The 24,998-nt window shown below is 62.8% G+C and carries 26 protein-coding genes and 1 tRNA gene; 15 read left to right on the plus strand and 12 right to left on the minus strand.

Going from position 1 to position 24,998, the window contains the following annotated elements:
• Positions 1-102 precede the first annotated feature (102 nt).
• The 11 genes from rlmH to BLU32_RS20725 all read right to left on the minus strand — a co-directional run bounded on the left by rlmH (position 103) and on the right by BLU32_RS20725 (position 8,416).
• The gene (gene rlmH / locus BLU32_RS20675) at positions 103-585 is read right to left on the minus strand and encodes a 23S rRNA (pseudouridine(1915)-N(3))-methyltransferase RlmH (RefSeq protein ID WP_093810087.1); all 483 of its coding nucleotides are present in this window, start codon (positions 583-585) and stop codon (positions 103-105) included.
• A 211-nt stretch (positions 586-796) separates the two neighbouring features.
• Entirely contained in the window at positions 797-1,207 is a 411-nt protein-coding gene (gene rsfS / locus BLU32_RS20680) for a ribosome silencing factor (protein ID WP_197673660.1), read from the minus strand.
• Positions 1,208-1,360: 153 nt separating this feature from the next.
• Positions 1,361-1,996, minus strand: a complete 636-nt coding sequence (locus BLU32_RS20685) for a nicotinate-nucleotide adenylyltransferase (RefSeq protein ID WP_093810092.1) — start codon at positions 1,994-1,996, stop codon at positions 1,361-1,363.
• A gap of 35 nt (positions 1,997-2,031) precedes the next feature.
• Positions 2,032-3,318 (minus strand): glutamate-5-semialdehyde dehydrogenase, encoded by a 1,287-nt coding sequence (locus BLU32_RS20690; protein WP_093810094.1) that lies wholly within the window; start codon positions 3,316-3,318, stop codon positions 2,032-2,034.
• Complete coding sequence (proB, locus tag BLU32_RS20695) at positions 3,311-4,510, minus strand: glutamate 5-kinase (protein WP_093810096.1); 1,200 nt, start codon at positions 4,508-4,510, stop codon at positions 3,311-3,313. Before proB ends, BLU32_RS20690 begins: the two co-directional genes overlap by 8 nt.
• Positions 4,511-4,544: 34 nt before the next feature.
• Positions 4,545-5,588 carry a GTPase ObgE gene (gene obgE, locus BLU32_RS20700; protein WP_093810098.1) on the minus strand — a complete coding sequence of 348 codons (1,044 nt, stop codon included), beginning with the start codon at positions 5,586-5,588 and terminating at the stop codon, positions 4,545-4,547.
• Between the two features lie 47 nt (positions 5,589-5,635).
• Complete coding sequence (locus BLU32_RS20705) at positions 5,636-6,166, minus strand: GNAT family N-acetyltransferase (protein WP_093810100.1); 531 nt, start codon at positions 6,164-6,166, stop codon at positions 5,636-5,638.
• Positions 6,163-6,741, minus strand: coding sequence for a GNAT family N-acetyltransferase (locus tag BLU32_RS20710; RefSeq protein ID WP_093810102.1), 579 nt, complete (start codon positions 6,739-6,741; stop codon positions 6,163-6,165). Before BLU32_RS20710 ends, BLU32_RS20705 begins: the two co-directional genes overlap by 4 nt.
• Positions 6,723-7,343 carry a GNAT family N-acetyltransferase gene (locus BLU32_RS20715; RefSeq protein ID WP_093811418.1) on the minus strand — a complete coding sequence of 207 codons (621 nt, stop codon included), beginning with the start codon at positions 7,341-7,343 and terminating at the stop codon, positions 6,723-6,725. The genes BLU32_RS20710 and BLU32_RS20715 overlap by 19 nt, the downstream gene beginning before the upstream one ends.
• A 137-nt stretch (positions 7,344-7,480) precedes the next feature.
• Entirely contained in the window at positions 7,481-7,750 is a 270-nt protein-coding gene (gene rpmA / locus BLU32_RS20720; RefSeq protein ID WP_093810104.1) for a 50S ribosomal protein L27, read from the minus strand.
• 48 nt (positions 7,751-7,798) lie between these two features.
• Positions 7,799-8,416, minus strand: a complete 618-nt coding sequence (locus BLU32_RS20725) for a 50S ribosomal protein L21 (RefSeq protein ID WP_093810106.1) — start codon at positions 8,414-8,416, stop codon at positions 7,799-7,801.
• A gap of 447 nt (positions 8,417-8,863) precedes the next feature.
• Here BLU32_RS20725 and BLU32_RS20730 point away from each other — a divergent pair.
• Positions 8,864-8,953, plus strand: a tRNA-Ser gene (locus BLU32_RS20730).
• 282 nt (positions 8,954-9,235) lie between these two features.
• Here BLU32_RS20730 and BLU32_RS20735 read toward each other — a convergent pair.
• Positions 9,236-10,234 (minus strand): GntR family transcriptional regulator, encoded by a 999-nt coding sequence (locus BLU32_RS20735; RefSeq protein ID WP_093810108.1) that lies wholly within the window; start codon positions 10,232-10,234, stop codon positions 9,236-9,238.
• Between the two features lie 297 nt (positions 10,235-10,531).
• Here BLU32_RS20735 and BLU32_RS20740 point away from each other — a divergent pair, with 297 nt between their 5' ends.
• From BLU32_RS20740 to BLU32_RS20805, 14 genes are all read left to right on the plus strand, one after another.
• Entirely contained in the window at positions 10,532-11,602 is a 1,071-nt protein-coding gene (locus tag BLU32_RS20740) for an ABC transporter ATP-binding protein (RefSeq protein WP_244501755.1), read from the plus strand.
• Positions 11,602-12,516, plus strand: a complete 915-nt coding sequence (locus BLU32_RS20745) for an ABC transporter permease (RefSeq protein WP_093811420.1) — start codon at positions 11,602-11,604, stop codon at positions 12,514-12,516. The genes BLU32_RS20740 and BLU32_RS20745 overlap by 1 nt, the downstream gene beginning before the upstream one ends.
• 2 nt (positions 12,517-12,518) lie before the next feature.
• A complete protein-coding gene (locus BLU32_RS20750; protein WP_093810112.1) occupies positions 12,519-13,358 on the plus strand; it encodes an ABC transporter permease in 840 nt (279 codons plus the stop codon).
• Between the two features lie 2 nt (positions 13,359-13,360).
• Entirely contained in the window at positions 13,361-14,089 is a 729-nt protein-coding gene (locus BLU32_RS20755) for an SDR family NAD(P)-dependent oxidoreductase (RefSeq protein WP_093810114.1), read from the plus strand.
• Positions 14,090-14,097: 8 nt separating this feature from the next.
• Positions 14,098-14,850 (plus strand): SDR family NAD(P)-dependent oxidoreductase, encoded by a 753-nt coding sequence (locus tag BLU32_RS20760; protein WP_093810116.1) that lies wholly within the window; start codon positions 14,098-14,100, stop codon positions 14,848-14,850.
• Positions 14,851-14,884: 34 nt separating this feature from the next.
• On the plus strand, positions 14,885-16,102 hold the full coding sequence (locus BLU32_RS20765) for a PotD/PotF family extracellular solute-binding protein (RefSeq protein ID WP_093810118.1): 1,218 nt from the start codon (positions 14,885-14,887) through the stop codon (positions 16,100-16,102).
• A 74-nt stretch (positions 16,103-16,176) separates the two neighbouring features.
• Positions 16,177-17,244: an ABC transporter ATP-binding protein gene (locus tag BLU32_RS20770; RefSeq protein ID WP_093810120.1), complete on the plus strand. Its 1,068-nt coding sequence runs from the start codon at positions 16,177-16,179 to the stop codon at positions 17,242-17,244.
• Between the two features lie 22 nt (positions 17,245-17,266).
• Positions 17,267-18,145 carry a polysaccharide deacetylase gene (locus BLU32_RS20775; protein ID WP_093810122.1) on the plus strand — a complete coding sequence of 293 codons (879 nt, stop codon included), beginning with the start codon at positions 17,267-17,269 and terminating at the stop codon, positions 18,143-18,145.
• 121 nt (positions 18,146-18,266) lie between these two features.
• Complete coding sequence (locus BLU32_RS20780; protein ID WP_371326945.1) at positions 18,267-18,539, plus strand: hypothetical protein; 273 nt, start codon at positions 18,267-18,269, stop codon at positions 18,537-18,539.
• Complete coding sequence (locus BLU32_RS20785) at positions 18,536-19,531, plus strand: GTP-binding protein (protein WP_093810126.1); 996 nt, start codon at positions 18,536-18,538, stop codon at positions 19,529-19,531. The genes BLU32_RS20780 and BLU32_RS20785 overlap by 4 nt, the downstream gene beginning before the upstream one ends.
• A gap of 92 nt (positions 19,532-19,623) precedes the next feature.
• Complete coding sequence (locus tag BLU32_RS20790) at positions 19,624-20,727, plus strand: PotD/PotF family extracellular solute-binding protein (protein ID WP_244501756.1); 1,104 nt, start codon at positions 19,624-19,626, stop codon at positions 20,725-20,727.
• Positions 20,728-20,762: 35 nt separating this feature from the next.
• Positions 20,763-21,752: an asparaginase gene (locus BLU32_RS20795; RefSeq protein WP_093810130.1), complete on the plus strand. Its 990-nt coding sequence runs from the start codon at positions 20,763-20,765 to the stop codon at positions 21,750-21,752.
• A 116-nt stretch (positions 21,753-21,868) separates the two neighbouring features.
• The gene (locus BLU32_RS20800) at positions 21,869-22,828 is read left to right on the plus strand and encodes a helix-turn-helix domain-containing protein (RefSeq protein WP_093810132.1); all 960 of its coding nucleotides are present in this window, start codon (positions 21,869-21,871) and stop codon (positions 22,826-22,828) included.
• A gap of 139 nt (positions 22,829-22,967) precedes the next feature.
• Positions 22,968-24,995, plus strand: coding sequence for a hydantoinase/oxoprolinase family protein (locus tag BLU32_RS20805; RefSeq protein ID WP_093810134.1), 2,028 nt, complete (start codon positions 22,968-22,970; stop codon positions 24,993-24,995).
• Positions 24,996-24,998: the final 3 nt, after the last annotated feature.

A 24,998-nucleotide genomic window follows, 5' to 3' on the forward strand; every position in this document is an offset into this window, starting at 1 on the left:
GAAACGTCAACCCTAACGAATGGTAAACCGTTAATCCCTGCCAACTCCCCAAAAAAGCTAAATGACAAATAGGGCGGAATACGGGCAGGGACCGGACGCTTGTCACGCGCGATGATAGGGATGACCGCTGGCGATCGTGATCGCCCGGTAGATCTGTTCTGCAAGAAGCACGCGGGCAATCTGGTGCGGCCAGGTCATCGGGCCGAACGCCAGCGTCACGCGTGCTGCTTCCAAAAGGGCGTTGCCGTGTCCGTCAGGACCACCTATGGCGAACACGATATCGCCTGTGCCGGCATCGCGCAGCCGCAGCAATTCGTGCGAAAAGGCCGCGCTGGAGAGGGTCTTGCCGGCTTCGTCGAGTGCGATGATCACGGCGCCGGCAGGCATTGCCGCCAGAAGCGCGCGGGCTTCCTCGGCCTTGCGGTCGTCGTCCCGCTGGGCCCGTGATTCGCCGAGTTCCGTGACCGATAGCGGGCCGACCGATACACCGCGACCGGCCTTTCCGATCCGGTCCTCGTATCGCTCGAAGAGTGTTCGTTCGGGGCCGTTTTTCAATCGGCCGATGCAGGCGATGTGGACACGCATGGAGGTTTCGCTGGGCCGGTCGTTGGGGAGTCGGCACACGTGGATGCGTGTCCCGGAACCGGCTTCCGGGCCGAGGTCTGGCAATGCCGAACGGCATTGAGCTCAGGCGCGTTCTGCCCGAGATCCTTGCGGACGCAAAAACCCCTTCACCGCGATGCCACGATGTCTGGATGCATGGATCCCGGCCGTCGTGCCGGCCGGGCCGCATCGGCTAGCCGGCGTAGTGAACCGGCGTGTTGTCGTCCACCGACCACATCTTTTCGATGTTGTAGAAGGCGCGAACCTCCGGTCGGAAGACATGAATGATGACGTCACCGGCGTCGATCAGGACCCAGTCGCACTGGGGAATGCCTTCCACACGGGCACCGCCGTGTCCGGCTTCCTTGAGGTCGCGCAACAGGTGGTCGGCGATGGCGCCGACATGCCGATGCGACCGTCCCGACGCCACGACGACCTGATCGGTCATCGGCGATTTGCCGGTGATGTCGATGGAGACGATGTCTTCGGCCTTTGAATCGGACAGGGAGGCCAAGACGGTTTCGCGCAGGTGCGCACGCGGAGGCGTGCTGGCTGCGACGTGATGAGGAGCGGTCGCTGCCGTCCCCTCGGTTTCGAAGGTCATGCTCAGACGGATTGCCTTTCGTCCAGTTTGCATCCATGGGTGCGCGAGCGGGATGCTCGTCACCCGACCTCATGGGGACAGAGGCAGCGTGCGACTGTCTCCCCATGAACAAAGATAAGCTTCGCTTGTTGGCCTTTTCAAGACATCGCAATTTCACCAAGGGCGAGCGGTGGCGCGCAGATGCGTCGACGACATCGGGTCGCGCGGCGCATGAAGAAAAGTCCAGGCCGGCGGCGCCAGGGTCGCAAGCCGTATTGCCCGCTCCTCCGGAAGCCGCGAGCGCGCGAATGTCTGGGCCGCCGGAGACCACAGGGCCGAAAGGGTCGCTCCCGGGCGATCAACCACCGCGACGGGAACGCTCTCGAATATCGAGCGCCACGCTTGCCACCGATGGAAGCCGGCAAGGTTGTCGGCTCCCATCACCCAGACGAAGCGCACGCGCGGACGCTTCTGCCGAAGGTTCAGGATCGTTCGCGCGCTATAGCTTGTTCCCAACCCCGCCTCAAGCGCCGTGACGCGCATGCGCGGGTGATCTGCGACCTCCTCGACACGCGCGATCCGGTCCGTCAGCGGTTCCAGCTCGCCCGGATCCTTCAACGGGTTTCCCGGCGTCACCAGCCACCAGATCTGGTCTAGTGCCAGCCGTTTGAGCGCAGTGTCTGCGACAAGTCGGTGTCCGGAATGCGGCGGATTGAACGAACCGCCGAACAGGCCGACCGTGCACTCCGGTTCTGTGTGCGGAATCCGCAGGTGGCGGACGGCAACCGCACTTGCGAAGCTGTCGGTCATCGCGCGCCGGGCCGATGCATGGGGGGCCGATCCATTCAGGGCCGGACCTGCCCGGTGCCCGTAACCCGGTACTTGAAGCTCGTAAGCTGTTCGACGCCGACCGGACCGCGCGCATGCATCCGTCCGGTGGCAATCCCGATCTCGCCACCCATGCCGAATTCGCCGCCGTCGGCGAATTGCGTTGAGGCGTTGAGTGTGAGGATGGCGGAATCCACCTCCGCGAAGAATCGCTCGGCCGCTGCAGGGTCGTCCGTCACGATGCCGTCGGTATGATGAGACCCGTGGGTTTCGATATGATCGATAGCCGCTGAGAGATCGTCGACGATCCGAACCGAGAGGATCGCGTCAAGATACTCGGTGTTCCAGTCATCTTCGGTGGCGGGCACCGCGCGTGGGATGGCGGCACAGACCTCCGTATCGCCCCGGATCTCGCAGCCTTCCGCGATCAGCGCCTCGCAGATTGGTTTGAGGTGGGTCTCGGCGACGGCGCGATCGATCAGCAGCGTCTCCAGCGCACCGCAAATGCCCGTTCGCCGCATCTTGGCGTTGACCGCAATGTCGCGCGCCATGGAGAGGTCGGCGGCCTTGTCGATCACCAGGTGGCACAGGCCTTCCAGATGGGCAAAGACAGGCACCCGCGCTTCGGTCTGAACGCGGGCGACGAGGCTCTTGCCGCCGCGCGGGACGATCACGTCGAGCGTGCCGCAAAGCCCGGAGAGCATCTCGCCAACGGCGGCGCGGTCGGTCACGGGAACCATCTGGATCGCGGCTTCGGGCAGGCCCGCGCGCGCAAGCCCCTGCACCAGCGCGGCATGAATGGCAAGGTTGGAGCGGATCGTGTCCGACCCGCCGCGCAGGATTACGGCATTGCCCGCCTTCAGGCACAAGGCGCCGGCGTCCGCCGTCACATTCGGCCGGCTTTCGTAGATGACGCCGATGACGCCAAGCGGTGTACGCACCCGCTCGATCCTGAGGCCGTTTGGCCGGTCCCAGGCCGCGATGACGGAGCCGACCGGATCGTCGAGAGTTGCAACGGCTTCAAGTCCGCAGGCGATTGCCTCGATCCGCGCGGCGTCGAGCGTTCCCCGGTCAAGATAGGCGGCGGTCTGGCCGTTCGCCCGCATCGCCTCCAGGTCGATTGCATTGGCTGCCAGAATGGCGTCGCGAGCCTGGCGGACACAGGCTGCCATAGCGAGAAGGGCGTCGGTCTTCTGCCTGGACGGCGCCGTTGCCAGACCTCGTGCGGCGGCGCGGGCACGCGTTCCGATATCCTGCATCAAGCCGGCAATATCGGTGTTCTCGTTCCGTGAGCGATCAAGCATGTCCGCGCTCCTCTTCCGTTGTCTCGTCGATTGGGCAGGGGCCGGCTGGCTGGTAGCGCAGCACGAGGTCGTCGCGATGCACCATCTCCGCGCGCCCCGCGTAGCCGAGGATCGTCTCTATTTCGCGACTGTTGCGACCCATGATCATCGTCGCTTCGGGATGGTCGTACGCGACGATCCCGCGCCCGATGTCACGTCCGTCGGGAGCGACGATCCGCACGGCATCGCCGCGCGTGAATGTGCCCTCTATACGCCGGACACCTGCCGGCAGGAGGCTGCGTCCCGAAACCACGGCGCGGATCGCGCCGGCATCGAGTTCCAGTGCGCCGCGCGGTTCCAGATGTCCGCCGATCCATGCCTTGCGGGCGCTGGCGGGGGTTGCCCGAGCTGAAAACCATGTCGCGCGCCCGCCCTCTTCGATCGCGGCAAGTGGGTTCATCCGGGTTCCGCTGGCGATCGCCATCGTCGTGCCGGCGGATGTGGCGATACGGGCGGCGTCGATTTTGGTGCGCATGCCGCCGCGCGACAGCTCCGATCCGGCTGCGCCTGCCATTGCCTCGATCTCCGGCGTGATCGCCGGCACTTCCGGCAGGAAGACGGCATTCGGGTCCTGTGCCGGCGGGGCCGTGTAAAGCCCGTCGACATCCGACAGGAGCACAAGACAATCGGCGCTGCACATGGTGGCGACACGTGCCGCCAGGCGGTCGTTGTCGCCGTAGCGGATCTCGGAGGTCGCCACCGTGTCGTTCTCATTGACGATCGGCACGGCCCCGAGCTTCAGCAGTGTCGCGATCGTTTCGCGCGCATTGAGGTAGCGGCGGCGCTCTTCCGTGTCTCCGAGGGTGAGCAGGATCTGTCCCGCAGTAAGGCCCCGACTGCCGAGCGCTTCCGCATAGGCTTGCGCAAGCGCGACCTGGCCGACCGAAGCGGCCGCCTGCGCCTGTTCGAGCCGCAACGGGCCGGCGGGGAGGCCGAGCACACCCCGTCCCAGCGCAATGGCGCCGGAGGAGATGACGATCAGTTCCGCGCCGGCTCGAGAAAGCATGGCGAGGTCGTCGCAAAGCGCGGCGAGCCAAGCGCGCTTCAACTGGCCATCGGCCACCAGTAGCGACGATCCGATCTTGACGGCGATCCGGCGGGAGCGGGAGAGGCGCCGGGTTTCGCCGTCTGCGGGCTGGAGAGTTTCACTCATTGTCGGTGTCCGGTGTTGCGCTTCAAGCGCTGCCTCAGGGGCGCCAGGGTTCATCGGGAACCTGGGGGACGGAATTTGCCTCCTGCTCCCTGTCGCCATCGATGGCGCGCTGGAGCATGCGCAGCGTGAGATCGACGTTCTCGCCGCTGGTGGAGGAAAGAAGGACCGGCTTCTGGCCGCAGGCCGCCTCGAGCGCCGCAGCCTTTTCCTCTCTGAGCTCTGGCGTCAGCGCATCGACCTTCGACAGCGCAACGACCTCGGGTTTCTCCGTCAGGCCATGGCCGTAAGCGGCCAGTTCTGCGCGCACGACCCGGTAGGTCTCGCCAGGATCTTCCTCGGTTCCGTCGACCAGATGCAGCAGCGTGCGGGTGCGCTCGACATGGCCGAGGAAACGGTCGCCGAGCCCCACGCCGTCGTGTGCGCCCTCGATCAGCCCCGGAATGTCGGCCAGCACGAACCCGCGCCCGTCGATTTCCACGACGCCGAGGTTGGGGTGAAGTGTGGTGAAGGGATAGTCCGCAATCTTCGGGCGGGCTGCCGAAACGGACGCCAGAAAGGTCGACTTGCCGGCATTGGGCATGCCCACCAGCCCGGCATCTGCGATCAGCTTCAGTCGCAGCCAGATCCATTTTTCCTCGCCCGGCAGACCGGGGTTGGCGTGGCGCGGCGCCTGATTGGTGGAGGACTTGAAGTGTGCGTTGCCGAATCCGCCGTTGCCGCCCTTCATCAACAAGAGCCGTTCGCCCACATGCGTGAGGTCGGCAATCACGGTGTCGTTATCTTCTTCAAGGATTTCCGTGCCGACAGGCACCCGTAGCACCACGTCGTCGCCTTTGCCGCCAGTCCGGTTCCGGCCCATGCCGTGCATGCCGGTCTTGGCCTTGAAGTGCTGATGGAACCGGAAGTCGATGAGCGTGTTCAGCCCGTCGACGCATTCCACGAAGACATCGCCGCCGCGTCCACCGTCGCCGCCGTCGGGCCCGCCGAACTCGATGTATTTCTCGCGCCGGAAAGAGACGGCCCCGGCGCCGCCGTCGCCGGAGCGCACATAGATCTTGGCCTGGTCGAGAAACTTCATCTGTCTTGTCTTTCCGTTGGCCTGCCGGTGCGCCGGTCAGGCCTCTGTCATGCCGATGTAAGACGGCGAAATGTGTCGCGGTCAAGCAGGCAGCGGCGTGCCGGCTGGCTCTCGTCGCAGGCAGCCGACGCGCATTCGGCCGCACCCGCATCCTCGAAGCCGACCTTCGCCAGGACCTTCAGCGAAGCTGCGTTTTCCGTTATGGCCCGGGCCTCGACCGCGGATGCGGCATGGTTGTCGAACAGCCAGCCGAGTGCCGCTGCCGCCGCCTCGCTCATATAGCCCCGGCCCCAGTAGGGCCGGCCAAGCCAATAGCCGATCACTGGCGTTTCGTCCAATCCGCGAAGCGACAGCCCGCCGATCAGGCCGCTGCCGTCGTCGATGGCGAAATCGGCCCGCCCGGGATCGCCGCCGATCCCGGCAAGCCACGCCTCGCCGTCCGAACGCGAGTAGGGATGTGGCATTCGCTCCAGCATCCGCGCCACCTCGATGTCGTTGGCGAGAAGCACCAGCCGGTCGATGTCCGGATCGCCCGGCAGCCGCAATGTCAATCGCGGGGTTTGAACAGTCGGGTTCATTGCGCCGCCTCCCTTCGTTGGCGCTCGCCCCGCTTCAGACGCAGGAGGACATTTTCCACCTCGCGGCCGAGCGCCCTGGACCGGCGCATCATTCGCTCCGTTTCCCGAAAGCCAAGCCGCAACAGCAGCTTACGCGAGGCGTCGTTGTCGGCGAAAACGCGCGCCGCCACGCCTTCGCAGCGGTGCGTGGCGAAGGCCCACTCGAGCGCGGCCGTGGCCGCCTCGCTGGCATAGCCAAAGCCCTGGAAGGGGCGTCCGATCCAGTAGCCGAGTGTCGGGCAGTCCGCATGCACTGCGAGGTCTCCTGGTGCCTGGATGGTTGTCACGCCGATGAGGACGCCGCCGAGCGTGACCGCGAAGATCGCCTCCTGCTCGAGCGGATCGGATTTGAATGCCGTGTCGACGAAAGCCGTCGCGGCACCGTCCGCAGGCGGCCAGGGCAGGCTCGTCAGCCAGCGCACAATCTCGAAATCGCGGGTGCAAAGGGTTTCAACCGCTCCCGCGTCCGATCGTTCGAGCGGACGCAGGAGAAGCCGACGTGTGGTGAGGCGGTCGCTTAGTCGCTGACCAGACATGACATCTGCCCCCAGCGCTTCAGCGCGGTCCAGGTGCTCTTGTCGAGCGTGAACCGATCGACCGAGACCGCACCGCCTGCGCCGCGCGACATGATCATGCTTTGATCGATGAACTCGAAACCGCATTTCACCAGCACCCGGCGCGATGCCGGGTTGGTGACCCGAGACGCTCCCGTCAGCTGCGTGATCGGGGTTGCGGAAAACACGAAGTCGATCATCGCGTGCGCGGCCTCGGTCGCATAGCCGTGTCCCCAGAACGGCTCGCCGATCCAGTAGCCAAGATGCACGGCGCCGCCGTCCTCGAGTGCACTATAGCCGGCGGCGCCGATAAACCGACCGGTCGACTTCATCCGGATCGCGAATTTGGCGCGGCTTGCCGTGCGCTGCGCCGCCTTGGCCACAAGGTTGCGGCCATCCTCAAGGGTGAAGGGGTGCGGCATGGTCGCAACCATGGTCGCGACCTTTCTGGTGTTTGCGAGGGTGACGATGTCGGCGAGATCGTCGTTGCGCGGCGCATCGAGACGCAGCCGTTCCGTGTCCTGCGGCGCAAGTGCCGCGCACAAACTCTCTTCGTCGAGGGTGTCTTCAAGATCCGCAACCATGGTGTCCTCCGGCAGTGCGACAAGAAATAGAAAAGGGGAGATGGCGGCCCATCTCCCCTGATCTGTCGCGATCATGCCGGTTTTCTCAAACCGCCGGGTCGATGGGACGCCGGCGGTTTGGAAAAAACACGTCGGCGTTACTCTGCTGCTTCTACAAGTGGCATTACGGTAATAAACGTTCGTTTGTTGGCCTTGCTCTCGAAGGTCACCTTGCCCTCGATGGTGGCGAAGATCGTGTGATCCTTGCCCATGCCGACACCCGTTCCCGGGTGCCACTTGGTGCCGCGCTGGCGCGCGATGATGTTGCCTGGAATGACGGTCTCGCCGCCGAACTTCTTGATGCCGAGACGGCGGCCTGCGGAATCGCGGCCGTTACGTGACGAACCACCTGCTTTTTTATGTGCCATGACGAAACTCCTCGTCCGAAATCTGTGCTTTGGTGCGAAAGGCGTCGATTACTTCGCCGCCAGCTCCGAAGCCTGCTGGATCCAGTTGTCGCGGTCGATGCGGCCCTTGAAGGACAGCGCGTCGTCGACGCGGGCGATATCGTCTGCGGTGAAGGCCGCGATCTGCGCGTAGGTGGTGATGCCGAGCGCGTTGAGCTTCTTTTCAAGCACCGGACCCACGCCGGAAATCTTCTTCAGGTCGTCCGTCGGCCCGTCGGGAGCGGTGAACAGCACCGGAAGCTCGGCGTCGGCAGAAGCCTCTTCGGTCTTCTCTGCCTTCGGAGTGGCTTTCTTCTTGGCAGCCGGCTTCTTTCCGTCCGTCAGGATGTCGGTGATCTTGACGAGTGTGAAGCTCTGGCGGTGGCCGTTGCGGCGGCGCGAATTCTGGCGGCGACGCTTCTTGAAGATGATGATCTTGCGGGTGCGGGCCTGATCGACGACCTCTCCGACGACGCTGGCGCCATCGACACGGGGCGTTCCGATCATCGTGTCGGTCTCGCCACCAACCATCAGCACTTCATCAAAGGTCACGGTCTCGCCCGGCTCGCCGTCGAGTTTTTCGATCTTGAGTAGGTCGTCCTGGGCGACAGTGTACTGCTTGCCGCCTGTCTTGATCACTGCGAACATGTCTCGCACGTCCTTCTTTTCGTTCTTCGGTTTCGCGTACCTTGCCGTTATCGGCGGTAAGCGGCTTGCGACGTGCCCTGTGGCGCCCCGTCGATGGGGACTTTTGCTGAAGCCGATCCTTGGCGCGAGCGCCGGATCGACCCTGCCGCGAAACACCACGAAAAAACGCAGGCCGTAAGGCCGGTGTTTCAAGGTGGATGGATACGGCGGAAGCCTCGGGCAACGATAAAGGGAGACAATGCACCCTACGCGAAGCAGCGCGACTATACGGATCGGGGGTGGAAAGTCAACGCTTCCCAACGCACTTATCGCAGCTGCCAGGCTCGTTCCCCGTCGCGCGAATGTGCATGTCATCCAAAGGGGAAAAACATCGGGCGCCCCCTTGTGTGACGTGTCGCTCTTCGCTATGTAGCGCGACACGTCACGACCACGAAGCCTGACGTTTGCGGAGAGGTGCCGGAGTGGTTGAACGGGGCGGTCTCGAAAACCGTTGAGCGCGCAAGCGTTCCGAGGGTTCGAATCCCTCTCTCTCCGCCATATTTACTTGCGCTTTGCCGCCCGCAAATCCAAAGCGCGATGGCTTCGCGTGTGAAATTCGTCCTTCATTGGCCGAACTTGGTGTGTTTTTTAATCAAATCAATGAGTTGCAGGAGGTCATGTCAAGCCGCCGGGAGCGGGTCGACAATGATCGTTCGTGTTTTGGTGTTTCGCTGTCGGCGGGCGCAATGTACTTGGCGGCTCCCCCAAGCGCCGCGTGGCCATGGTTGCTTTCGTCCGTCCTGCGGGATGGCGCGTTTCCATCCGGATGCGCGTCACTGATCAGGCGGGAACCAGGTAGGGCGCGAGATCGTCGGGGACGTTGATCACCGACACGATCTTGAGTTGGGCGATTGTCCTGTTCAGCGCATTTTCCAGGTGCGTCGAAAGCATTCCGGCCGCTGCAGTGGTCGTGCCCGCCTGCAGCAGGTCGATCACCAAGCACAGCTCCCGCAAGGATTGCGTGTCGGGCGGAAGGCCGATGGAGAACAGGACTGTCTGAAGCGCTCTGAGCGCGCTGTGGTTCGCGCTGACGAAGCGGGCGAGATCTTCGTTTGGTGTCGACAGGATCGCGAGCTCAAAGAAGCGCTGGTCCAGATCGAACCAAGCCTCCGGCTTGACCGGCGATTGCAGGGGCAGGGCCCGGATCTCGCGCGCCAGTGCGGCCAGCGCCTCGGCGTCGGCCTTCGAAGTGTAAAGCGCCGCGACTTCCAGAACCATGCGCAACTCAAACTTGTCCTTGATTCGCTGCGCTGTCAGCGGTTCAACCACCCAGCGGGAGCTTGTGCTTTTCTGGACCAGCCCCCGTTCCTGAAGCCGCGAAAGGACATCGCGTACCACCGTGCGACTGACATCGAACTCCTGTGCGACAAGAGACTCGACCACACGGTAGCGCCCAAAGATCAGGCAACGCGACAGCTCGCTCTTGATGGTGTCCTGGATGCGCAGCCAGTTCGGCTTGCCCACCGTGCCGTCGAGTCCCTCGAGGTTCAGATCGAGCGTGCGCAGGTCCAGCCGGCGAGGCGTGTCATTGGTGCCTTTCACGATGTATCCGCGCCCCGAGAACGTCCTGATGACGCCCTCCTCGGCGAGAAGCTGCAAGGCGCGTTTGACAGTGGCACGCGACATCGACATCCGCTCGGACAATGCACTTTCCTGAAGCACCACGCCGGAAGCGAGCTTGCCATGGGCGATATTGCTGCGAAGCAGGTCCGCGGCGGCCTCGAAAAGCGTTCCGGGCTGCGGGTCGGATGCAATGGCGACATTCGCCTTTCGGTTCATGGTCCGGATCTCCTGCCGCAAATCACTCGGTTCTTGTTGATACGCCAACCGGGTCTGTTTGGCCGGCGACGAGATTTCGCGCTTTCGTATGCAAACAGCACACAAAGCCGCCGAACCGCCCCATCGCCCGCCTTCGCGAAAGCCCAGGGTTTGATGATTATCGGCGAATTGCCCGCTTTCTCAACAGAAATCCGAAAAATGCCTAAAAATGAAGTTTGCATACATACAGCATTTTTTTATTGCCTCACCGAATAAACGATGTTTGTGTACATAAATTGTTCAAGCTGGGAGAGAACATTGCTGGAGCTCATAGGCGTTACCAGGAGGTACGGGGACATCACGGCCCTGGACGGGCTGGATCTGATCGTTCCGGACGATACCTACCTGTCGCTGCTCGGCGCATCGGGGGCGGGCAAGACCACATTGTTGCGGCTGATCGCGGGCTATGAAGAACCGAACCAGGGCATGGTGCGGCTCAACGATGAGCGCCTCGACGGAAAGCCGCCGCATCGCCGCGATATCGGGTTCGTGTTTCAGAATTTCGCGCTGTTTCCGCATCTCTCGGTGGAAGAGAATGTCGCCTTCGGCCTGAAATACCGCGAAGTCGGCGCAATCCAGAGCAAGTCGGAGATCCGCGAGCGCACACGGAATGCGCTGGAGATCGTTGGCCTGGAGGATTTCGGGCACCGTGGTGTGGGCGAAATTTCCGGTGGTCAGAGGCAGCGCGTGGCTCTGGCCAGAACGCTGGTGACCGAGCCACGGGTCGTCCTCCTCGATGAGCCTTTGGGCGCTCTGGACGCCAATCTGCGCGCTCGCATGTGCGACGAACTTCGTGCGATCCGCGAAAGGCTCAAGGTCAGCTTCCTGCATGTCACCGGGTCGGAGACCGAGGCATTGACCATGGGCGACACGGTCGCCGTTCTGGCGGATGGAAAAATCGCCCAGATCGATGACCCGCGCACATTGTTCTCGCAGCCTGCGAATCCGGCGGCGGCGCGCCACCTGAACGCTTGGAACATCCTGCCCGGCGTGGTCGAGGGTGGCGCCCTTCGGACCTCGGTCGGCTTGCTTCCCCTGGCCGAGACCGTTGCCAACGACACGCCGGTCCAGCTGGCGGTGCGTTTCGACGAGATCGGCGTGTGTGCCCCAGACGCCGTGCCCCAGGCGCATGATCACTTCGAGGCCCGGTATGTCACCAGTGAGTTCAATGGTCCAACGGCGCTGTCGTTCTTCAGAACCCCCGATGGCTCGCTGATCCAGGTTGTCGATCATCTGAGCGATTCCCGTCTCCCCGACCTTGAGGAAGGTCGGACCTATGCCCTGCATTTCCAGCCCGAAGCGGCCGTGCTTTTCAAGGGAGCCGCATGATGACTGCGCCAACGAACGATCATCCCGCCGATGCCGTCGAAATCAGTCCGGCCGCCGCGCGCGCGGTCAAGGATCGGCGTCGCGCGCTGGCACTTTTGACACCAGGCGTGCTGTGGATGACGCTGTTCATGCTGCTGCCGCTTTGCATGGTGATCTATGTGTCTTTCTGGACCCAGACCACCTTCACGGTCGAATCGACCCTGACCACGGCGAGCTGGGAGCGTTTCCTGAGCTCACCCACCTATCTCAGCGCGATCGGGACGACCCTGCGGATCTGGGTGATCGTGCTTCTGGCCACGCTCTTGATCGGCTATCCGGTCGCACTTTTCATCGGTCTGTTCGTGAAGAACCGCACGTTGCAGACCGCGTTGCTGGTTGCCTGTGTGATCCCGTTCTGGACGTCCTTTTTGATTCGCGTGATCGCCTGGCGTCCGATGCTGGGCACCGAGGGCGCCATCAACATCATCCTGAACAAGCTCGGCATCACTTCCGAGCCTCTGACCTTCCTGCTGTTTTCGGAATTCTCGGTGATCGTCGGCATGACGCAAATCTACTGTGTGTTCATGGTCGGCCCCATCACATTCATGATTGCCCGGATCGACGGGTCGGTAATCGAGGCTGCCCGCGACCTTGGTGCGTCCTTCGGCACCATCTTCCGCCGCATCGTCCTGCCGCTGTCCATGCCGGGCGTGGTCGTCGGCGCCATCTTCGTGTCGGTCATGGTCCTGGGCGAATTCGCGACCGCCGCTTCCCTGTCCGGGCGCAAGGTGAACCTTCTGGGCAACATCATCGTCAGCCAGGTGGGGTCGCTGAAATGGGCATTCGCCGCGGTTGCCGGTGTGGTTTTGACCATCATCATCACCGCCGTGATCACACTTGCCCTGCGCATCGTCGACATCCGGAAGGAAATGTAATCATGCAAGTTCGTTTGCTTCGTCCTGCGCTTGCGCTCTATGCCGCCGCGTTCCTTCTGTTTCTCTATGGTCCGATGATCGTCCTGGCGATCCTGAGCTTTCAAAGCAAGACCGGCGGCCCGCAGTTCCCGATCCAGGAATGGTCCACCTACTGGTACCAGCACCTTCTGGGGCTGGCAGAAACCTCGCGGGTGTCTCAGCTTCCGGTCGGTGGCAGCCTGATCCGCTCGCTGGTGCTCGCCTTCCTGACGACGCTGGTCTCGGTCACGCTCGGTACCATGAGTGCGGAGGCCTTCCGCACGCGGTTCAAGGGGTCGGGACCGGTGTTCTACCTGATCATCCTGGGCATGATGGTGCCTGGTGTTCTGGTGGGTCTCGGCATGGCGCTGATGTCGAATTTCCTGGGCATCGACCGGGCCTGGTGGAGCACGGCCTTCGTGCTGCATGTCGTCTACACCTTCCCCTTTGCTTTTCTGGTGATGCTGGCGATCTTCAACCGGTTCGATCGCTCGATCGAGGAAGCGTCGCTGTCGCTTGGCGTGAGCCCGTCGCAGACCTTCCGGCGGGTGACGTTCCCGCTGATTTTCCCCGGCGTGCTCTCGGCGATGCTGTTCAGCTTTACGCTCAGCTATGACGAGTTCTCGCGCACGCTCTTCACCGCCGGTCGCGAACTGACCCTGCCACTGTCGATCTACGGCACATTTTCGGTCGAGATCTACCCCAACATCTTCGCCTTTGGAGTGCTGACCACGCTGTTCAGCTTCACGTTGCTGGTGATCTACGGGGTGCTCATGAAGCGGTTCACGTCGCGCTCCAAACGGTTCGCCGGGCAGGAGGAATAGGCATGATCGCACTGGTCACAGGGGCAGGATCGGGCATCGGCGCGGCAATCGCCGAGCGGCTTGGCCGCGAAGGCCACGAGGTTGCGGTCAATGACCTTCATCTCGACGCCGCCGAAACGGTCGCCATGCGGATCCGAGACGCCGGAGGGTCGGCGCGGGCCTACGCCGCCGATGTCAGCGATGAGGCGATGGTCAACGCCATGATGGAACGCGTCGGCGCGCAGATGGGCGCACCGGGGATTCTTGTCAACAATGCCGGCTTCGGTCATCAGGCTCCGTTCTTGGAGATCGAGCCCGCGGATTTCGACCGGATTTTCGCGGTTCATGTACGCGGCACCTACCTGATGACCCGGGTCTGCCTGCCCGCGATGCTCGCGGCAGGGCAGGGGATCATCGTGAACGTGGCCTCGCAGCTTGGCCAGATCGGCGGCGTCGAACTGGCCCATTACTCCGGGGCCAAGGCGGCCGTCATCGGCATGACCAAATCGCTGGCCCGTGAGGTGTCCGGACAGGGCGTGCGCGTCAACGCCGTTGCGCCGGGACCGGTCAACACGCCCCTCGTCGAGGCGCTGTCGGATGAGTGGAAAGCCGCCAAGCGATCCGAACTCCCACTCGGCCGTTTTGGCGAGCCTGCCGAAATCGGCGGTGTCGTGGCCTTCCTGTGCTCGGATGACGCAGCGCTGTTTGTCGGCCAGACGCTCGGGCCGAATTCCGGGGATGTAATGCTGTGAGTGAAAAGATGGACAAGAGAGTTGTAATCGTGACCGGCGCCGGCATCGGCATCGGCAATGCCGTGGCCAGGCGGTTTGCCGCGCAAGGCGATCATGTCGTGGTGACGGATGTGCTGACGGACAAGGGCCAAGCCACCGCCGACCTCATCGCCGAGGCTGGAGGCAGCGCCGAATTCATGCCGCTCGATGTGCGCGACACATCCGCGGCTGATGCGCTGGTTGCGGATTTGGCCGAGCGTCACGGTCGTATCGATGTGATCGTTGCGAATGCCGGAATTGCCCACCGCGTACCCATGTCCGAGATGACGGATGAAAAATGGGACGCCACCTTCGACATCGACCTCAAGGGCATGTTGCGGGTGATCCGCCCCGCGCTACCGGTGATGAAGGACGGCGGCGCGATCGTCTGCCTCAGTTCGATCATGGGCGTTGCCTACGGGTGGGATGAGCATGTGCATTATTCCTCGGCCAAGGCCGGGGTTGTCGGGCTGGTCCGTGGCCTGGCCGTGGAAGTCGCCAAGCGTGGCATTCGCGTGAATGGCGTGGCGCCGGGATACATCCGGACCGCACAACTTCTCAGCGAAGAAAACAGCCTCGGGCCGAACGCGGACGAAATCGCCTCGCCCTATATTCCGATGAATCGCCTGGGCGAGCCTGAAGAAATAGCAAACGTCATCGGTTTTCTCGCATCTTCCGAAGCCTCTTACCTGACCGGGCAGATGGTGACGGTCGATGGCGGCCTTCTGCCGGGCCGCTACTGAAACTGCAACCAACTGAAACAGGGAACCTCTTACCATGACAACAGCAAGTCGTCGTAATTTCTTGAAGGGGGGCGCCGCACTTGGTGCTGCCGCTCTGGGCACGGGCATCCACCCCTGGACCCGTTGGGCCCAGGCCCAGGATCTGGCAAGCCAGTCGTTGCGCACGACCGGCCTTTCCGTGACGGTGCAGGATCGCATCCTCGAGATGTTCCAGAACGCCAGCGGTATCGGTTCGACCTCGGGCACGCCCGCGACCTTCCCCGACGCTCAGACCAAGATCCTCTCGGGTTCGGCCGATTTCGACACCTGGGAGATCATTGCCGAGCGGTTGCCCGCGCTGATCGCAACCAACAACGTCGAGACCATCGCGACGTCGAGCCTGAAGAACTGGGCCAATATTCGCGACACCTTCACAACCGTGAATCCGAAGTGGGACGCCCGTTCGCAAATCACGGGCCAGATCTGGGCGGACGAGGCGCAGACCCAGCTCTACATGGTGCCGGCTGTCTACAACTATGACTCCATCGGCTACAATCCTGAAGTCCTGTCGGACGAGGAAGCCAACACCTGGACCGCGATTTTCGACGAGAAGTGGCGCGGCAAGTCGGGCCTGAACGTCGACCCGCTGATCGCATTCGGTCAGGCGATTCTGGCGATGAATACCTGGGGCATGATGGAAGTTGCCAACCCGGGCAACCCCACCGCGGCTGAAATTGACGAAGCCGCCAAGTTCCTGATCTCGAAGAAGAAGGATGGCCAGTTTCGCGCACTTTGGGGCGACTTCGGTGAGTTGGTGAACCTGATGGCCTCGGGCGAGATGGTTGTCTGCGACGCGTGGCAGCCGGCTGTCATGGCTGTGAAGGCCCAGGGCAAGCCGGCGAAATACGCGACGCCGAGGGAAGGTTATCGCGGCTGGGCCATCGGTCCGTCGATGATCAAGGGCACGCCGAACCGTGATGCGGTGATTGCCTATGCCGACTTCTGGCTGTCGGGCGAGCCTGGTATCGCCGTGACGGAACAGGGCTACTACTCGCCCTCGACCAACATCAAGGACGTCATGGATCCCAAGAAGTACGCCTTCTGGTATGAGGGCAAGCCTTGGGAGGGTGAGCCCGAGCGCGGCATCAACCCGGGCGACCTGCGTGATGGCGGATCGCTCGAAGAGCGCGCCTCGAACGTGGCCTACTGGCACCAGTGGCCGGATGAGTACGATCACCTGATCCAGCGTTGGGACGAGTTCTTGAACGCCTGATCGACGGGTCGGGCGTGCAGGGCCTCCCTGCGCGCCCGGCGCTTTACTCCCGAACTCCCGAGGCAAGGTAAGAAATGCTCTTCGATCTTGAACTTATATCGGTCGGCAAGACCTATCCTGACGGCACGGTTGCTGTGTCGGATTTCGACCTCAAGGTCGAAAAGGGTGAATTCGTGGCCTTCCTCGGGCCGTCCGGCTGCGGAAAGTCGACCACGCTGCGCATGATCGCGGGCTTCGAGGACATCACGAACGGGGAAATCCTCATCAAGGGGGCCAATGTATCGCACGTGCCGCCCGAGCACCGGCCGACCTCGATGATTTTCCAGAACTATGCGCTTTTTCCGCACATGACGGTGCGCCAGAACATCGCCTTCGGGCTGGATGTCAAGCGGATGGACCGGGTCGAAAAGAACCGCAAGGTCGATCGTATTCTCGACATGTTCGACCTGACCGAATTCGCGGATCGGACCGCCGACCGTCTTTCGGGAGGGCAGAGACAGAGAATCGCGCTTGCCCGCGGGCTTGTGGTCGAGCCCGAGATCCTGCTGCTCGACGAGCCGCTTGGCGCGTTGGACGCCAACCTGCGGCGCATTATCCAGAACGAGCTGAAGCTGCTTCAGCGCGATCTCGGGATTACCTTCGTCTTCGTTACCCACGCCCAGTCCGAAGCCCTCGGCCTGTCGGATCGTGTCGTGGTCATGTCCAACGGCGTCGTGGAACAGATATCGGCCCCGGAAGAGCTGTACAACCGGCCGGCCACGCCGTTCGTTGCAGAGTTCATCGGCTCCAACACGATCATCGAGGGCAAACCCGCGCAATCCGGCGACGACGGTCTGCAACGGATCGAGACGCCCTACGGCCTGATCTCGGGCGTGGGCAAGGCCGGATCCGACAAGGCGGTGATCCCGGCCGAAGCGTTCAATCTCGGTCTGCGCGATACGCCGAACGAAATCCGCCTGGACGGCGTCGTGACCGCAAAACAACTCGTCGGCTCGATCGGCTACATCCGCGTCAAGCTCGGCGACGGGCGCGAAGTCGAAGTGGAAACCCATGCCGGCTCGGCAGAGGCGCAGAACCTTTTGCCGGGCTCGTCCGTGACCCTTGGGGTGGACCCCGCGTCGGTCACGCTCATCCATCATTGATCCAATAACAAGGAGACTACTCATGGCTAAAGATATTCAGGTCGGTTTCGGTATCGATGTCGACGCCGTGGCGGGCTGGCTTGGGTCCTACGGCGGTGAGGACAGCCCCGATGACATCTCGCGCGGAATGTTCGCCGGCGAAGTCGGCTCGCCCCGTCTGCTGGACCTTTTCGACCAGCAGGGGCTGACAACCACCTGGTTCATTCCGGGCCACTCGGCCGAAACCTTCCCCGATCAGATGCGCGATGTGGCCAAGCGTGGCCATGAGATCGGGATTCACGGCTACAGCCACGAGAATCCGATCGCGATGACGGCCGAGCAGGAAGAAGCCGTTCTCGACAAGGGGATCGAGCTGATCACGGAAATCTCGGGCCGGCGGCCCACGGGCTATGTCGCCCCGTGGTGGGAGTTCTCCAACGTTACCAACGAGCTGCTGCTGAAGAAGGGGATCAAGTATGATCACTCGCTGATGCACAACGACTTCACTCCGTACCGGGTGCGCGTCGGTGACAAGTGGACCAAGATCGACTATTCCGCCAAGCCCGAAGACTGGATGAAGCCTCTGGTGCGCGGTGAGGAAACCGACCTGATCGAGATCCCCGCAAACTGGTATCTCGACGACCTTCCGCCGATGATGTTCATCAAGAAGTCGCCCAACAGCCACGGCTTCGTGAATCCCCGCGACATCGAGCAGATGTGGCGCGATCAGTTTGACTGGGTGTACCGGAACATGGACTACGCGGTGTTCCCGATCACCATCCATCCCGACGTTTCGGGCCGTCCTCAGGTTTTGCTGATGCTCGAGCGCCTGATCGCGCATATCAAGTCCCACGAGGGCGTGCGTTTCGTCACGATGAACGAGATGGCGGACGACTTCGATAAGCGTTTCCCGCGCGGCTGATCCGGGCGTGAGGTTCGGGGCCGCCCTGTCTTGGGGCGGCCTCTTTGCTCGGCAAGATGGAAGAGCCGCTATGTGTTCGCTTTGTGGAATTCTCGGTTGTGACGACCACTGGACCCACTCCGTGGACCGTCCTGGCGTCTATACCCGCAATACCGATCGCCATTCGCGGCGCTCCGAGGGCGCGCGACGTGTTGCAGCGGCGAACCGCGTTCTGTCGTTCCGGCGCGTGAAACTCGATGAATGGCAGGGCACGTCCTATGTCGTGTCAAACGCGACCGGCGCGTCCACGGTCTTTGAATCTTTTTCCCATCTGTGGCCAGAGGCCGAGGCCCTCGCGGGGCGCGAGATCGACCCGCTGGACGAGGCGCTGATAGCCTGGGTGGAAGAACAATGATTGGCGTGACCCTGCTGACCGGTTTTCTCGGGTCCGGCAAGACGACGCTCCTGCAGCGGCTTCTTACCGACCCTGCCATGGCACGGGCCGCGGTTCTGATCAACGAGTTCGGCGAGGTGGGACTGGATCACCATTTGCTCGACCGGATCGACGACAATGTTGTGCTCATGAAATCGGGCTGCATCTGCTGCACAGTACGCGGCGAGGTGGCCGACGCACTGATGAACCTCAACAGCCTGCGCACGCGGGGCGAGATCGATTTCGACCGCGTGGTGATCGAAACCACCGGGCTCGCGGACCCCTATCCCGTGCTTCAGACGCTGCGGGCGCATCCCGTACTGCGCAGTCACTTCGAGAATGGCGGCGTCCTGACGACGGTGGATGCCGTGAACGCTGCGTGGCAGGTGGAAAATCGGGCAGAGGCCGTGCGTCAGATCGCGGCCGCCGACAGGATCGTGCTGACCAAGACCGATCTGGCGCAAGAGGCTGACACGCGCGCGTTGCGCGCAACATTTGCCCGGATGAACCCGTCTGCCCGAGTGGTGACCTCGGAAGACGACACCGACACAATCCTGGCCCGGCTCGACCCCGGCTTGCCGGTCTGGCCCGAGCCCGACAAGACCGACACGGGTCACCATCACCACCATCATCATCACAACCTCAACGAGGACCTGGGCGTCGTGACGTTCTCTTTGACCGTTGAGGAAAGCGTGGACTGGACCGATTTCGGCATCTGGCTGACGCTGCTGTTGCATCGCTATGGCGACCGGATCTTCCGGTTCAAGGGCATTCTCGCCATTGCGGGCGAAGACCGCCCCGTGGCGGTCCACGGCGTTCAGCACCTTGTTCATGCGCCGGTGCATATGGAACACTGGCCCGAGGGGAAGCGCGTTTCGCGAATGGTCTTCATCCTGGAGGGGCTTGATCCGGAGCGAATCCGCCTGTCATTCGCAGCTTTTATGGGACTGAAGAAAGTGAAGGCTGTGGCCTGATGGAACCGCTGCGCATTCTGTGTACCGAAATCCTGCCGTGGCGGCTTTTGAAAGAGCGGGCTGAAGCGGATTTGGGGTTTCCGATACAGTTTATGGAGCAGGATTTTGTCACCGCGCAGCGGACTGCCGCCATGGCGCCCGACAGCTATGATGTTTACGATCAGTGCTTTCACAATCTCGATATCGTCTGGTACTGGCGCGCAATTCAGCCGATTGAGACGTCCCGGATCCAGATCTGGGACGAGATGAGCGATCTCGCCCGTTCGGTCGGCAGAGGCGCCTCGGGCCGCGAACTGGGGGATGCCCCGGCAACCCGGCTCTATGTGCAGCCCGACGCCACGTTGTCGGCCAATCCCACAGGGCAGATTTCGATGCTGCCCACGGTCCACAATTTCGACAGTTTCGCGATCAATGTCGGCAAGGTGTCGCTGGATGTGGATCGCGATGTCACCAGCTGGTCGGAGCTGCTGAACACGCGTTGGCACGGGCGCGTGGCGTTGGTGGATGAGCCGGCCATCGGCGCTTTCGATCTCACGATGGCGCTGGTGGCGGCGGGCCGGATGCAAGTGCGCGATCTTGGCAACATGACCGTGGCCGAGATCGAGGAGATGTATCACCACGCGGTGGACCTGGTGAATTCCGGCCATCTTGCGCCGTTCTGGCGCCGCGCCTCAGAGCCGGTTGAGCGATTTGCGAATGGCGAACTCTCCATTTCCTCGATCTGGTCTCCCTCCGTGGTGGCAATGAAGGCGCGTGGTCTGAGTGTGCGGCAGGCGTCTCCGACGGAAGGGTACCGCGCCTGGCATGGCGGTTTGTGTCTTGCCAAGCACCTGGAAGACCATCGGCTCGACATGGCCTATGCGTGGTTCAACTGGTTCCTCGATGGCTGGGCCGGGGCCTGCATGGCTCGGCAAGGCTATTACATGTCTGCCCCCGACCGGGTGCGCGGCTTTCTCGATCCTGAAGAATGGGATTACTGGTACGAGGGCAAACCTGCCGCGCGCGATCTCCCCGACCCTGAAGACCACCTGGCGATCCGCGCGGGCGAAGTGCGTTCTGGCGGCTCCTATCGGGCACGATCCAAACATATCGCGGTGTGGAACAGCACGATGGACGAGCACAATTTCCTCGTTCGACGCTGGAACGAGATCATCGCCCTTGCCGCGGGGCGACGGGTGCGGCGACGGGCAAGCTGACTGCGGGGCCGCGTGACACAAGGGAAATCGATGCTGTGAAGACCGTGACACTGATCGCCACCGGGGGCACGATCGCCTCGAACGCGAAGAGCTCCGGCGGACCGGTCAATGCCGGTCTGGCAGGTGAAAGCCTGCTCGCTTCCCTGCATGAGCCGTTAGAGGATATCGCCGTCAAGGTCGAGAATTTCGAAGCCGTGGGCAGTTATGCGCTCGACCTGGAGACCGTGCATCGGCTCTGCGCGCGGATCAGCGAGGTTCTCGCGGAGGACGCGGTCGATGGTGTGGTGGTGACGCATGGAACCGACACGATGGAGGAAAGCGCCTTTCTCGCTGACATTCTCGTGTCCTCGGACAAACCCGTGGTGTTTACCGGAGCGCAGCGCCACGCGGGCGTTCCCGACACCGACGGCCCGCGCAATATCGCCGATGCCATCCGTTGCGCGGCTTCGGACGGGTTGCGGGCGCAGGGGGCCGTTATCCTGTTCGAGGGAGACATTCACGCCGCCCGCGACGTGACCAAGGCGCATACATCGCGCGTCGATACCTTTCGCTCAATCGGATTGGGCAAACTCGGGGAGGTTGATGACGGCCGCGTGTATCTCTATCGCCGGACGGCGACCCGTCTGCATGTGTCCGCGCCCGTTCTGGACCCGGGGGTGGAACTGATGCTGGTCGGTTTGGGCAGTGCGCCCGATTTCCTGGACTATTGCGAGAGCACGGGCAAATCCGGTCTGGTTCTCGCCGCCTTCGGACGGGGAAACGCGCCCCGCGGCTTTGCCGACCGGATTCAGCGTCTGACCGCACGGGGTATCCCGGTGGTTGTGGCCTCTCGCTGTGCCGAAGGCCGGACGCTTCCTGTCTATGGCGGTGATTCCGGCGGGCGTACGCTTGAGGATGCGGGCGTGATATTCGCCGGGACCCTGTCGGCCATCAAGGCCAGGTTGATTCTCAGCGCCTTGCTGGGCGCTGGCGCGGAGGAGACGGTCATCCGCGCGACGTTCCAGGATGCAAACCGCACGGCGTGATCCTCTGGTGGCAAGGATTTATGCGTGAATCGCCAAGAACGACGGCCCCATTGTGACACTATCTGCGCATCGATCCATGTGTCGACGCGTCGAAGGACAGGCACAAGAGAGACGTCATGATCATCAACAGTGGACGCCCCACCGCTCCGACCGGTGGCGACAGATGGCAAAAAGTGGTCTCCGAGGCCTACTTCCCCCTCGACACGGAATGCCGCAATCGCGCCGATTTCTTCGGTGAGATGGACCGTTGGTCCCTGGGGGTCGTGGGCTTGTCGCGCATACGATGCGACGGTGTGCTCTACCGGCGTCGGCGTCGCCATTTCCTGGACGAGACGGAAAGCTCGTTGCTGATTGCCATCCCCGAAAATGAGGAAGTCCAGTTTTCTCAAAACCAGCGCCTCACCTCATGCAAGCCGGGCGGGTTTATCGTCGAGCGCAGCGATGCACCTTATGAATACTGGCACGAGCGCCGCAATGTGCAGTTCGTGCTCAAGGTGCCTTCGGCCAGCGTCAGGGCGCGGATCGGACCGTCTGAACGTCTGGGCGGGCTGGCCTTTGATGCGCGTCAAGGCGTCGCCAGCTATTTCCTGAGCAGCCTGCGTGCCGCCATCTCGCATATCGATCAACTGGACGATGCGGCGCGCGAAGCGGCCGGCAACCATCTGCTCGAGATGTTGTGTCTGGCTATTCGCAGCGACAATCGGGTTCTGGACAGCAACATCTCGTCTATCCGCGCAGCGCATCTGCATCGCGCCGAACAGTTCATCCGCGAGAACCTCAAGAATCCCGAGTTGTCGCCCAAAATGGTGGCCGAAGCCTGTGGTATCTCGCTGCGATATCTTCAACAGCTGCTTTCAGAATCGGATCAGTCCATCAACGGCTATATCCGGGAACGTCGTCTAAACCGCTGCAACGAAGATTTGCGTGCCGGCGGGCATGGCACCACCGTGGCTGAGATCGCCTATCGGTGGGGGTTTGCGGACCAGGCTCAATTTTCCAAGCACTACAAGGCAAAATTCAACTGCACGCCGACTCAGACGCGCAAGGCAGCGGATCGCTACCGAAATCCGATGTGACGAAAGCGGGACGCGCGACGCGGGAGGCGCGCCCGTCCGCATGCCCTGCGACCCCGAAACCAAAAGTCTGACCCCTTCGCGATGACCTTGCCCTTTATGAGACAGGCGAGGTGTGTCCGATGAACCCTGAGGAGCTGACATGGCCAATACAAGAGTCGCCGTCGACGTAGGCGGTACCTTCACCGACATCTGCATCATGGACGAGACGACAGGTCAGATCCGCATCGAGAAAACGGCATCCACCCCTGACGACCCGATGCGGGCGATCATGAACGGGATCGAGCAGGGCCGGATCGATCTTTCGGACGTGTCCATGTTCTCGCACGGCACGACCGTGGCGACGAATGCGCTCATCACCCGCAACCTGCCGCGCGCGGCGATGGTCTGCACCGAGGGCTTTCGCGACGTGGTGGAGATCCGCCGTGCCAACAAGGAAGACCTCTGGGACACCTACAAGGACGTGGCCAAGCCCTATATCCCGCGCCGCGATCGTCTCACCGTGCCCGAGCGCGTGAGCGCGGAAGGCGAGGTTCTGGCTGAGCTTGATGAAAAGACGGCCTATCGCGTCGCCGAGGTGTTGAAGAAGCGCGGCGTGGCCGCGATCGCGGTCTGTTTCATGAACTCCTATGTGAACGGAGCCAACGAAGCGCGAATGCGCGACATCCTCAAGGAAGTGATGCCCGATGTGCCCGTTTCGATCTCCTCGCAGGTAATGCCCGAGATCTTCGAGCACGAGCGGTTCTCGACCACGATGGCCAATGCGGTCGTCTCGCCCGTGGTGGTCGACTACGTCTCGCGCCTGGCCGACAAACTGGCCGATGGCGGCTATGAGCGTGAACTGTTGCTGTTGCACACCGGCGGCGGCGTGATGACGACCAAGGCCGTGCGCGATTTCGCGGCACGGCTGGCGGGGTCGGGCATCGCGGCGGGGGCGATCGCCAGCCGGTTCATCGGCAATCTATGCGGTTATCCGAACACCATCGGTTTCGACATGGGCGGCACCTCGACCGACGTGTCGGTGTCCTTTCAGGGCGAACCGCGGATCACCAAGGACTGGTACATCGAGTATGGCTTTCCGATCCGCTTTCCCTCGATCGAGGTGCTTACCATCGGAGCCGGGGGCGGTTCGCTTGCCTGGCAGGACGAGGGCGGATCTCTGCGCAACGGGCCGCAATCGGCGGGCGCCGATCCCGGGCCGGCCTGCTACCAGAACGGCAACGAGGTAGCGACGAACACCGATGCAAACGTGGTGCTGGGCCGTCTCGGCACCTCGCTTGCCGGCGGCAAAATTACCCTGGACCCCGCGTTGGCCGAAGCGGCGGTGCGCGAGACCGTGGCCCAGCCATTCGGCATGGAACTGCATGAGGCCGCCGAGGCCGTCCTGCGCGTGGCCAATGCCAACATGGCCAACGCGGTGCGGCTGCTGTCGATCTCGCGTGGCTACGATCCCCGCGATTTCGCGCTTTGTGCCTTTGGCGGGGCGGGGGCGCTGCATGGCGCGGCCGTGGCGCGTGAATTGTCGATTCCGACCGTGATCGTGCCGCCGAATCCGGGTGTGACGTCGGCACTGGGCTGCCTTTTGGTCGATATCCAGCACGATTTTTCGGACAGCTTCATGCGAGGGGCCGCGGAGACCGATCCGGCCGAGCTGGAAGCATCCTTCCAGAAGATCGAGGATGAGGCCCGCGCCCAACTCAAGCGCGAGGGCGTCGAGCAAAAGGACATGATGCTGCAGCGGACGGTGGAGATGATGTACCAGGGTCAGTGGCGGTCTCTCGAAGTCTCCGTGCCCTCCAGGGTCACCACCATCGACGCGCTGATCCAGGCTTTCCACGACGAGCACGAACGCGAATACAGCTATTCGCGTAAGGACGCGCCGGTCTCGCTGTTCCGCGTGGCGGTGAAGGCGATCGGGATCGTGCCCAAGGCGGAGCCGGCGAAGAGCGATGTTCGCGTCTATGAGCCCGAGCCCGAAAGCCACCGCAAGGTGTGGTTCGACGGCAAAGCCCATGATGCCGCGATCTACGAGCGCGAGACGTTGACCGCAGGGGCCACGTTCACCGGCCCTGCCGTGGTCGAACAATTCGATTCAACGACGGTTGTTCCGCCCGCCATGAAGGCAGAGGTGGATGCCTACATGAATATTCTCATTCACACGAAGGTATGAACC

The sequence above is a fragment of the Stappia sp. ES.058 genome (assembly GCF_900105595.1).
Classification (GTDB): Bacteria; Pseudomonadota; Alphaproteobacteria; order Rhizobiales; family Stappiaceae; genus Stappia.

Excerpts from the sequence above, each read along its gene's own strand:
- BLU32_RS20770 (WP_093810120.1), top strand. The coding sequence starts at position 16,177 with ATGCTCTTCGATCTTGAACTTATATCGGTCGGCAAGACCTATCCTGAC.
- BLU32_RS20735 (WP_093810108.1), bottom strand. The coding sequence starts at position 10,234 with ATGAACCGAAAGGCGAATGTCGCCATTGCATCCGACCCGCAGCCCGGA.
- BLU32_RS20765 (WP_093810118.1), top strand. The coding sequence starts at position 14,885 with ATGACAACAGCAAGTCGTCGTAATTTCTTGAAGGGGGGCGCCGCACTT.
- BLU32_RS20800 (WP_093810132.1), top strand. The coding sequence starts at position 21,869 with ATGATCATCAACAGTGGACGCCCCACCGCTCCGACCGGTGGCGACAGA.
- BLU32_RS20750 (WP_093810112.1), top strand. The coding sequence starts at position 12,519 with ATGCAAGTTCGTTTGCTTCGTCCTGCGCTTGCGCTCTATGCCGCCGCG.
- BLU32_RS20690 (WP_093810094.1), bottom strand. The coding sequence starts at position 3,318 with ATGCTTGATCGCTCACGGAACGAGAACACCGATATTGCCGGCTTGATG.
- BLU32_RS20685 (WP_093810092.1), bottom strand. The coding sequence starts at position 1,996 with ATGACCGACAGCTTCGCAAGTGCGGTTGCCGTCCGCCACCTGCGGATT.
- BLU32_RS20805 (WP_093810134.1), top strand. The coding sequence starts at position 22,968 with ATGGCCAATACAAGAGTCGCCGTCGACGTAGGCGGTACCTTCACCGAC.
- BLU32_RS20760 (WP_093810116.1), top strand. The coding sequence starts at position 14,098 with ATGGACAAGAGAGTTGTAATCGTGACCGGCGCCGGCATCGGCATCGGC.
- BLU32_RS20785 (WP_093810126.1), top strand. The coding sequence starts at position 18,536 with ATGATTGGCGTGACCCTGCTGACCGGTTTTCTCGGGTCCGGCAAGACG.
- BLU32_RS20745 (WP_093811420.1), top strand. The coding sequence starts at position 11,602 with ATGACTGCGCCAACGAACGATCATCCCGCCGATGCCGTCGAAATCAGT.
- BLU32_RS20755 (WP_093810114.1), top strand. The coding sequence starts at position 13,361 with ATGATCGCACTGGTCACAGGGGCAGGATCGGGCATCGGCGCGGCAATC.
- BLU32_RS20725 (WP_093810106.1), bottom strand. The coding sequence starts at position 8,416 with ATGTTCGCAGTGATCAAGACAGGCGGCAAGCAGTACACTGTCGCCCAG.
- rlmH (WP_093810087.1), bottom strand. The coding sequence starts at position 585 with ATGCGTGTCCACATCGCCTGCATCGGCCGATTGAAAAACGGCCCCGAA.
- obgE (WP_093810098.1), bottom strand. The coding sequence starts at position 5,588 with ATGAAGTTTCTCGACCAGGCCAAGATCTATGTGCGCTCCGGCGACGGC.
- BLU32_RS20715 (WP_093811418.1), bottom strand. The coding sequence starts at position 7,343 with ATGGTTGCGGATCTTGAAGACACCCTCGACGAAGAGAGTTTGTGCGCG.
- proB (WP_093810096.1), bottom strand. The coding sequence starts at position 4,510 with ATGAGTGAAACTCTCCAGCCCGCAGACGGCGAAACCCGGCGCCTCTCC.
- rpmA (WP_093810104.1), bottom strand. The coding sequence starts at position 7,750 with ATGGCACATAAAAAAGCAGGTGGTTCGTCACGTAACGGCCGCGATTCC.
- BLU32_RS20790 (WP_244501756.1), top strand. The coding sequence starts at position 19,624 with ATGGAGCAGGATTTTGTCACCGCGCAGCGGACTGCCGCCATGGCGCCC.
- BLU32_RS20705 (WP_093810100.1), bottom strand. The coding sequence starts at position 6,166 with ATGAACCCGACTGTTCAAACCCCGCGATTGACATTGCGGCTGCCGGGC.
- BLU32_RS20710 (WP_093810102.1), bottom strand. The coding sequence starts at position 6,741 with ATGTCTGGTCAGCGACTAAGCGACCGCCTCACCACACGTCGGCTTCTC.
- rsfS (WP_197673660.1), bottom strand. The coding sequence starts at position 1,207 with ATGACCTTCGAAACCGAGGGGACGGCAGCGACCGCTCCTCATCACGTC.
- BLU32_RS20775 (WP_093810122.1), top strand. The coding sequence starts at position 17,267 with ATGGCTAAAGATATTCAGGTCGGTTTCGGTATCGATGTCGACGCCGTG.